Annotated in this window: 7 protein-coding genes; 1 reads left to right on the top strand and 6 read right to left on the bottom strand. The window is 71.8% G+C overall.

Annotated features, from left to right (window positions below; genetic code table 11):
* Positions 1-1217: M20 family metallopeptidase (locus AC1DY2_RS11590; RefSeq protein WP_476762572.1), on the top strand; the 1217-nt coding region annotated here is incomplete at its 5' end.
* Here the strand turns inward: AC1DY2_RS11590 and AC1DY2_RS11585 are convergent.
* The 6 genes from AC1DY2_RS11585 to AC1DY2_RS11560 form a co-directional block, all read right to left on the bottom strand.
* Positions 1205-1744: an N-acetyltransferase family protein gene (locus AC1DY2_RS11585; RefSeq protein WP_476762571.1), complete on the bottom strand. Its 540-nt coding sequence runs from the start codon at positions 1742-1744 to the stop codon at positions 1205-1207. The two genes, AC1DY2_RS11590 and AC1DY2_RS11585, sit on opposite strands and share 13 nt — an antisense overlap.
* 50 nt (positions 1745-1794) lie before the next feature.
* Positions 1795-2256, bottom strand: a complete 462-nt coding sequence (locus AC1DY2_RS11580; protein WP_476762570.1) for a hypothetical protein — start codon at positions 2254-2256, stop codon at positions 1795-1797.
* Positions 2253-4622 (bottom strand): molybdopterin oxidoreductase family protein, encoded by a 2370-nt coding sequence (locus AC1DY2_RS11575; protein WP_476762569.1) that lies wholly within the window; start codon positions 4620-4622, stop codon positions 2253-2255. Before AC1DY2_RS11575 ends, AC1DY2_RS11580 begins: the two co-directional genes overlap by 4 nt.
* 157 nt (positions 4623-4779) lie before the next feature.
* Entirely contained in the window at positions 4780-5802 is a 1023-nt protein-coding gene (locus AC1DY2_RS11570; protein WP_476762568.1) for an ABC transporter substrate-binding protein, read from the bottom strand.
* A 108-nt stretch (positions 5803-5910) separates the two neighbouring features.
* Positions 5911-6759 (bottom strand): amino acid ABC transporter ATP-binding protein, encoded by an 849-nt coding sequence (locus AC1DY2_RS11565; RefSeq protein WP_476762567.1) that lies wholly within the window; start codon positions 6757-6759, stop codon positions 5911-5913.
* A partial coding sequence (locus tag AC1DY2_RS11560) for an amino acid ABC transporter permease (RefSeq protein WP_476762566.1) occupies positions 6756-7816 on the bottom strand: 1061 nt, incomplete at its 5' end. The genes AC1DY2_RS11560 and AC1DY2_RS11565, both read right to left, overlap by 4 nt.

The raw sequence follows: 7816 nt of genomic DNA, 5'->3' as shown, positions 1-7816 counted from the left end.
TGCGAGCGGCGATCGGCGCGGCGGTCGACCGATCGGCGCCCGCGCTCGGCGACCTCGCCGCGCGCATCTTCGAGCTCGCCGAGCCCGGGTTCGCCGAGACGGGGAGCGTGGCGGCGATCCGGGACCTGCTGGCGCGCGAGGGTCTCGACGCCGAGGTCGGCGTGCACGGCCTGCCCACGGCGTTCCTCGCCGAGGCGCCCGGCACGAGCGACGGCCCCACCGTGGTGCTGCTGGCCGAGTACGACGCGCTCCCGGGCGTGGGGCACGCCTGCGGCCACCACCTCATCGCCGCGGCATCCGTCGGCGCGTTCCTCGCCCTCGCTGAGGCCCGACGCGCGCTGCCACCCGGCACGCTGCCCGGGAGGATCCTGCTCATGGGCACGCCCGCCGAGGAGGGCGGCAACGGCAAGGAGCTGCTCGCCAGGGCCGGCGCGTTCGACGGCGTCGACGCGGCCGTGATGGCGCATCCGTTCGGCGCCGACGTCGCCGATCCGCCGTTCATCGGCCGCCGCATCGTGCGGATCGTCTACCACGGGGTCGCCGCGCACGCGTCGGCCGCGCCCTGGCAGGGCCGCAACGCGCTCGACGCGGCCACGCTGCACTACCAGGCGATCGGCTTGCTGCGGCAGCACCTCGCACCGGGCGATCGCATCCACGGCGTGTTCGTCGACGGCGGCGAGCGCCCGAACGTCGTGCCCGAGCGGGCGGAGCTCGAGTACTACGTGCGCTCGCACGCTGCGGACACGCTGCGCGAGCTGTCGGCTCGGGTGGACGACGTCGCGCACGGCATCGCGCTGGCGACCGGCACGGGCGTCGAGGTGAGGTGGGATCCGCAGCCGTTCAGCCTGCCGATCCGGCACAACGCCCCGCTCGCAGAACGGTGGGCGCTGGCGCAGGGCGAACGGGGGCGCATCGTGCGGCGGGCGGCCGACGCACCGTCCCACCAGTCGGCGTCGACCGACTTCGGCAACGTCAGCGTGCGGGTGCCGGGCATCCACCCGGTGATCCGGGTCGCACCGCCCGACGTCAGCCTGCACACGCGCGAGTTCGCCGCGTACGCGGGCGCGCCCGAGGCGATCACGGCCGTGACGGATGCCGCGTACGGCCTCGCAGCGACCCTCGCCGACCTGCTCGTCGACGACGGGCTGCTGGCCGCCGTGCGCGCCGACTTCGCGGCGCAGGGCGGCGTGCTCGACGTCGAGGGCTACTTCGACTGACTCGGCCGCGCCGACTCACCGGGTCCGGCGCGGGCGCGACGCACCATGCGGATCTCGCGGACGCCGTCGTCGACCTGCGCCACGCCGTCGGGGACGAACCCGTGCTTCCGGTAGAACGCCTGCGCCCGCGGGTTCGGGTCGGCGACCCAGAGCGCGGCGGACTCGCGCGGGTCGATCACCGCGTCGAGCAGGCCCGAGCCGGCGCCCGATCCGTGCTCGGCTGCGATGACGTAGAGCACGTACAGATGCATGGTCCAGCCCGCCTCGGGCGGATCCGGCGGGCCGGCGAGCGCGACCCCGATCAGCTCGCCGTCGCGTTCGGCCACGGCGGCGCGACTCGCGCGGTAGCGCTCATCGGTCAGCGCGGCGATCCAGAACCGCTCCCGGAACGCGATCAGACCGGGGTCGTCGAGCACCTCATCGCGCATGAGCCCGCGATACGTCTCCTGCCACGACTGAACGAGCACGCGCGCCATCCCGGCGGCGTCGTCGACGCGGGCCGCACGCACCGTCAACGGGGAGTCCATGGCCAGACCCTACCGACTCCGGCGCTCGACGGGACGCCTCGCGGCATCCGTCAGCTCGCGGCGATGAGCGCCTGCGGCGCGGCCTGCTTCATGCGCGTCTGCAGCCAGTGGAGCTGCACGTCCACCTCCTGCCGGCAGGTGTTCACGACCCCGAGCAGCTGTTCGTCGCGCAGGGCCTCCGCGGCCTGCTTCACCATCATCCAGGTGACCTCGGCGAGGCTCGCGAGCAGGTAGAGGTCCTGCAGGTCGCGCAGCAGGCCGAGCGGTCCGGTGCGCGTCGTGCGGAGGCCGTCCGCGTGCAGCCGCTCGGGCTCGTCGTCGCTCGGCGCCTCGCCATACCGCTCGACGATCGGCGCGAGCTGCTCGCGGTGCCCGTCGCACTGCTCGGCGAGGGTGAGGCACAGCACGTGCACGTCGGGTTCGTCGCCGTGCCCCTCGGCCACCTGGCGGAACGACTCGGCCAGGGTGCGCTCCGACTCGGTGAGCAGCGACAGGTACACGGGAAGCTTCATCGCACGCCCTTCGCTCGCGTCACCCGCACGGCGGCGGTCTTGAACACCGGCTGCTTCGAGACGGGGTCCCACTCGGTGATCGTGAGCTCGTTGGCGGCGGTCGGATGCCGCTCCTCGGCGCCCTCTGGCGCGTCCCAGTAGCCGTAGTGGAACGGCGCGAACACCGTGCCGGGCCGGATGCCGGTCACCCGGAGCGGTGCCACGATGCGACCCCGACGCGAGCGCACCTCGACGACATCGCCGTCGGCGAACCCGTGCTCCGCGGCATCCGGAGCGGCCATCTCGACCCAGACGTCGGGTGCGGCCGCCTGGAGCTCGGGCGTGCGGCCCGTCTTCGTGCGGGTGTGGAAGTGGTAGACCGAGCGGCCGGTCGTGAATCGGAACGGGTACTCGCCGTCGGGCGGCTCATGGGGTCCCGTGTAGGCCGCCGACTTCAGGAACGCGCGGCCGTCGGGTCGCATGGCCGAGTACGCCTGCGGGTCGACCTCCGCGCCCGTGGCCAGGTCGTGCCCGTAGTTCTCGCAGTACTCGGGATGCGTCGGGAACTCGGCATCGGCGTAGAGCCGATCGGTGCTCGTCGCCTGCCCCTCGGCGCGCGGCCAGCGGATGCCGCTCTCGCGGCGCAGGTCGTCGTACGAGATGCCCGTGTAGTCGCAGGGCCGCCCGCGCGAGCACTCCTGCCAGGCGCGGTACGCCTCCTCGGGCGCGGACCAGTCGAGCAACGGCTGCCCGTCGTTGCGCCGGAAGTCCATGCGGCGCGAGTAGTCGAGGAAGATGTCGAGGTCGGAGCGCGCCTCCCCCGGTGGGTCGACGGCCTGCTCCGAGAGGTGCACGGTGCGCTCCGCGTTCGTGAAGGTGCCCGTCTTCTCGCCCCACCCGGCCGCGGGCAGCACGACGTCGGCGAGCGCGGCGGTCTCGGTGAGGTAGAGGTCCTGCACGACGACGAAGGTCTCGGGCTTCGTGAGGATCTCGCGGATGCGCGCGAGCTGCGGCAGCGACACCGCCGGGTTCGTCGCCGAGATCCAGAGGAACCGGATCGAGCCCTGCTCGACGTAGCGGAACAGCTGCATCGCGTGCGTCGGGGGCGCCCAGTGCGGGATGACGCTCGGGTCGACGCCCCAGAGCTTGGCCAACTGCGCGACGTGGTCGGGATTGTGCCAGTTGCGGAAGCCCGGCAGGTCGCCGTCGGCGCCGCACTCGCGGTTGTTCTGCGCGGTCGGCTGCCCGTTCATCTGCAGCACCCCGGCGCCCGGCCGGCCGAGCATGCCGCGCAGCAGGTGCAGGTTGTTCACCTGGCACGACGACGCGGTCGCCTGCGCCGACTGGTAGAAGCCCTGCAGCACCGTGGAGAGCACGCGCTCGGACGTGCCGAAGATGCGCGCGGCCGCGCGGATGTCGGATGCCGCGACGCCGCACGTTTCGGCGGCGCGCTCGGGCGTCCACTCCCCGACGTGCTTCGCCAGGTCGCTGAACCCCACCGTGTGCTCGGCGACGTAGTCGTCGTCGGTCCACCCGTTGACGAGGATCTCGCGCACGAGCGCGTGCATCAGGGCGAGGTTCGTGCCGGGGTTCACGGCGAGGTGCACCGTCGCGCGCTTGGCGACCGGCGTCTCACGGGGGTCGACCACCACGAGCTTCGGCGGCTCGGGGCCGTCGAGGCGGTCGAGCACCCGCGACCACAGCACCGTCTGCGTGGCCGCCATGTTGTGTCCGTAGAGGAACAGCGCGTCGCACTCGTCGATGTCCTCGTAGCATCCCGGCTGGCCGTCGGCGCCGAACGACTCCTTCAGCGATGACGCGGCGGTCGCCGTGCACAGCCTCGTGTTGCCATCCATGTGCGGTGTGCCGATGCCGGCCTTGCCGATGATGCCCAGTGCGTAGTACTCCTCGAGGAAGAGCTGCCCGCTCGTGTAGAAGCCGTGGCTCAGCGGGCCGACCTCGTCGAGCAGGGCGCGGCTGCGCTCCACGACGAGGCTCATCGCCTCGTCCCAGCTCGCCGGCACGAGCTCGCCGTCGCGGCGCACCAAGGGTGTGGTGAGCCGATCCGGCGCCTCGAGGCCCTGCCAACTGGCGTAGAGCCCCTTCGGGCCGAGCCGGCCGTGGTTCACGTGGTCGTCTGCCCGCCCGCGGATGCCGACCATGCGGCCGTCCTTCACCGCGATGTCGCAGCCGCAGCCGTTGCTGCACAGCACGCAGGCCGAATGCACCCAACGGTCGACGTCCCCCTCGGCGACGCCCTCGGCGAGCACCTGGTCGACGCGTTCGGGCCACCGCGCTCCGCGCTCGAAGGGCGTTCTCGATCCCCAGACGTCGTCGATGCGGTCCGGGCGACCGGATGCCGCGACGACCGTACCTTCTTCGGTCACGCGATGACTCTCCGCGCGGCCGCGGTGACCGACAAGCCCCTTGACGGGCGCCCCGGGCGGTGGATGGACGCGTCCGCCGGACACCGCGCCCGGACACGACGGATGCCGCGCAGCACCCGGCCACGCGGCATCCGTCGATGGATCGACTCGTCGGCGCCTACTCGGACTTCGGCAGGCCGGGCGGGTTGATCTCGGACTCGTCGACCGCCTCGCTCGTCAGCGCCCACCGGTCGAGCACCTCCTGGTAGGTGCCATCGTCGATGATCGACTGCAGCACGAGCTGCACCGGCTCGATGAGCCCGTTGCCCTTCTTGGTGCCCGCGGCGATCGGCGCCGTCTCGGGCCAGCCGCCGTTCAGCGTGCCGACGAGCTTCGTCTCACCGGTGGTGGCGGCGCGGTAGGCGGCGGTCGCGTTCGGGCCGAAGGTGGCGTCGACGCGGCCCGACGAGAGCGCGAGGTCGGATGCCGCCTGGTCGTCGTAGTAGACGAGCTCGGCGGGCTGCTCCCCTTCACCCTCGAGCTCCTCGTTCCACGCGAGCAGGATCTTCTCCTGGTTCGTGCCCGAGCCGACGACGATCTTCAGGCCCGAGATGTCCTCGGCGCTCGCGATCGAGTCGATGTCGCTGTCGGCCTGCACGTAGAAGCCCAGCAGGTCCTGGCGGTAGCTCGCGAAGTCGTAGAGCTCCTTGCGCTCCTCGGTCACCGTCACGTTCGAGGCGATGAGGTCGTACTTGCCCGACTGGATGCCGAGCGGCCAGTCGGCCCAGTTCACGGCCACCGGGTTGTACTCGAGGCCGAGGCCATCGGCGATCAGCGAGCCGAAGTCCGCCTCGGTGCCGATCACGGTGGCGTCGTCGTCGGAGGCGAGCACGCCGAGCGGCGCCGCGAACGGCGAGACCGCCACGGTGAGCTTGCCGGCCTCGATCGGCGTGAACCCGCTCGCCTCGAGGGCGTCGACGGCGGCCTGCACCGGCTCGATGGTCGGGCGGTCGTCGGCGTTCTGCGACGTGAGGTCGAACTGCGCCGCCTCCTGCACCTGCTCCTCGGTGCTGCCGGATGCCGCGGTCTCGGCCGCGGCGGAGTTGCCGGCGCTGACCGCCCAGACGATGCCGCCGCCGACGAGAGCGACGACCGCGACACCCGCGACGATCACCCCCACCTGCTTCTTGTTGATTGCCATGAGTGGACTCTCCTAGTGTTGTTCCGTCCGATAGCCGGGTCGGTGTCTCGGATTCGCCCGGTGCGGCAGTGCAATGCCGCACCGGGTTCTTCTCGCGGGGCTCGGGTTCTAGAGCACCTTCGCGAGGAAGTCGCGGGTGCGGCGCTGACGCGGGTTGCGAAGCACCTGCCCCGGGGTTCCCTGTTCGACGATCTCGCCGTGGTCGAGGAAGACGATGCGGTCGGCCACCTCGCGCGCGAAGCCGATCTCGTGCGTGACGATCACGAGCGTGGTGCCGTCGCGGGCGAGTCCCCGGATGACGTCGAGCACCTCGCCGACGAGCTCGGGGTCGAGGGCCGAGGTCGGCTCGTCGAAGAGCAGCACCTTTGGCGAGAGCGCGAGCGCCCTGGCGATGGCCACACGCTGCTGCTGCCCGCCGGAGAGCTGCCGCGGGTAGTGGTCGGCCTTGTCGGCGAGACCCACCCTGGCGAGGAGCGCCTCGGCGAGCGCCCGCGCGTCGGCCTTCGAGAGCCGCTTGTGGGCGAGCGGCGCCTCGACGATGTTCTCGATCGCCGTGAGGTGCGGGAAGAGGTTGAAGTTCTGGAAGACGAGCCCGACCTGCGTGCGCCGGCGGAGGATCTCGGCCTCGCGCAGCTCGTGCAGGGTGTCGCCCTTTCGCTCGTATCCGATGTACTGCCCGTCGACCATGATCGAGCCGCGGTCGACGGTCTCGAGGTGGTTGATCGTGCGCAGCAGGGTCGACTTGCCCGATCCCGACGGCCCGATGAGGGCGACGACCTGTCCGGGTTCGATCGTGAGCGAGACGTCGCGCAGCACGAGGTTGGTGCCGTACGACTTCGACACGTCGGCGATCTCCACCCGCCCGACCGTGGCGGCCTTGCGAGTCGGCACGAAGTGCTCGTCGAACGACGGCGTGAGGGTCGTGGCGGCGGCCGTCGTCGTGGTCGTGCTGGTCATGCGGCACCTCCGGTGCGGGTCGTGGCGAGGGCAGGGTCGGCGGATGCTCCCGGTGGCGCGCCCGCTGGGGCATCGCCGAGCCGCTGCCACTGCGTGCGCGTCCAGGCCTTCGCACGTTGCACGGGCGTCGGCGGCAGCTCGCGCACGGCGCCGCGGGCGAACCGCCGCTCCACGTAGTACTGCGCGATGGACAGGATGGTGGTGATGAGCGCGTACCAGACCACCGCGACGAGCAGCAGCGGGATGACCCGCTGGTTGCGGTTGTAGATGACCTGCACCGTGTAGAACAGCTCGGGCAGCGCCACGATGAAGACGACCGACGTGCCCTTCACGAGCCCGATGATCTCGTTGAACGCGTTCGGCACGATGGCGCGCGCGGCCTGCGGCAGCGTGATGCGGAAGAACCGGATGCGGCGGGGCAGTCCGAGCGCGCCGGCCGCCTCGAGCTGCCCCTGGTCGACCGAGAGGATGCCCGCCCGGATGATCTCGGCCGAGTACGCCGCCTGGTGCAGGGAGAGGCCGATCGTGGCGGCGGCGAACGCGCTGATCAGCGTGGTCGTGGGGAACTCGACGAGCCAGAAGTCGGTGGTGAACGGGGTGCCGAGCCCGAGGGTCGGATAGAGGTAGCCGAGGTTGTACCAGACGAGGATCTGCACGACGAGCGGCACGGACCGGAAGAACCAGATATACCACCAGGCCGCGCCGTTGAGCAGCGGCGACTTCGACAGGCGGAACACGGCGAGCACCGCGCCGAGCACGAAGCCGATGACGCCCGACACGGCGGTGAGGGCGAGGGTCAGCCAGAGGCCGTTGATCACCGAGGGGGCGAAGAAGTACTCGGCGAACACGTCCCACTGCCACTGCGGGTTGGAGGCGAGCGACCACAGGAACTGGAGGATGACGAACGCGACGATGGCCGAGAGCGCCCAGCGTCCCCAGTGCTTCACGGGCACGACGCGGAGGCCGGCGACAATGCGACCGCCCGACGTGTCGACGGGCGTGGCGCGGGCAGCGCCTGCCGCCGGCGCGTCCGCTGCGGCGGCGACCGGAGCAGGCC

The organism is Agromyces sp. P1_H4, assembly GCF_056405255.1.
This window is presented reverse-complemented; position numbering and strand designations above follow the sequence as displayed.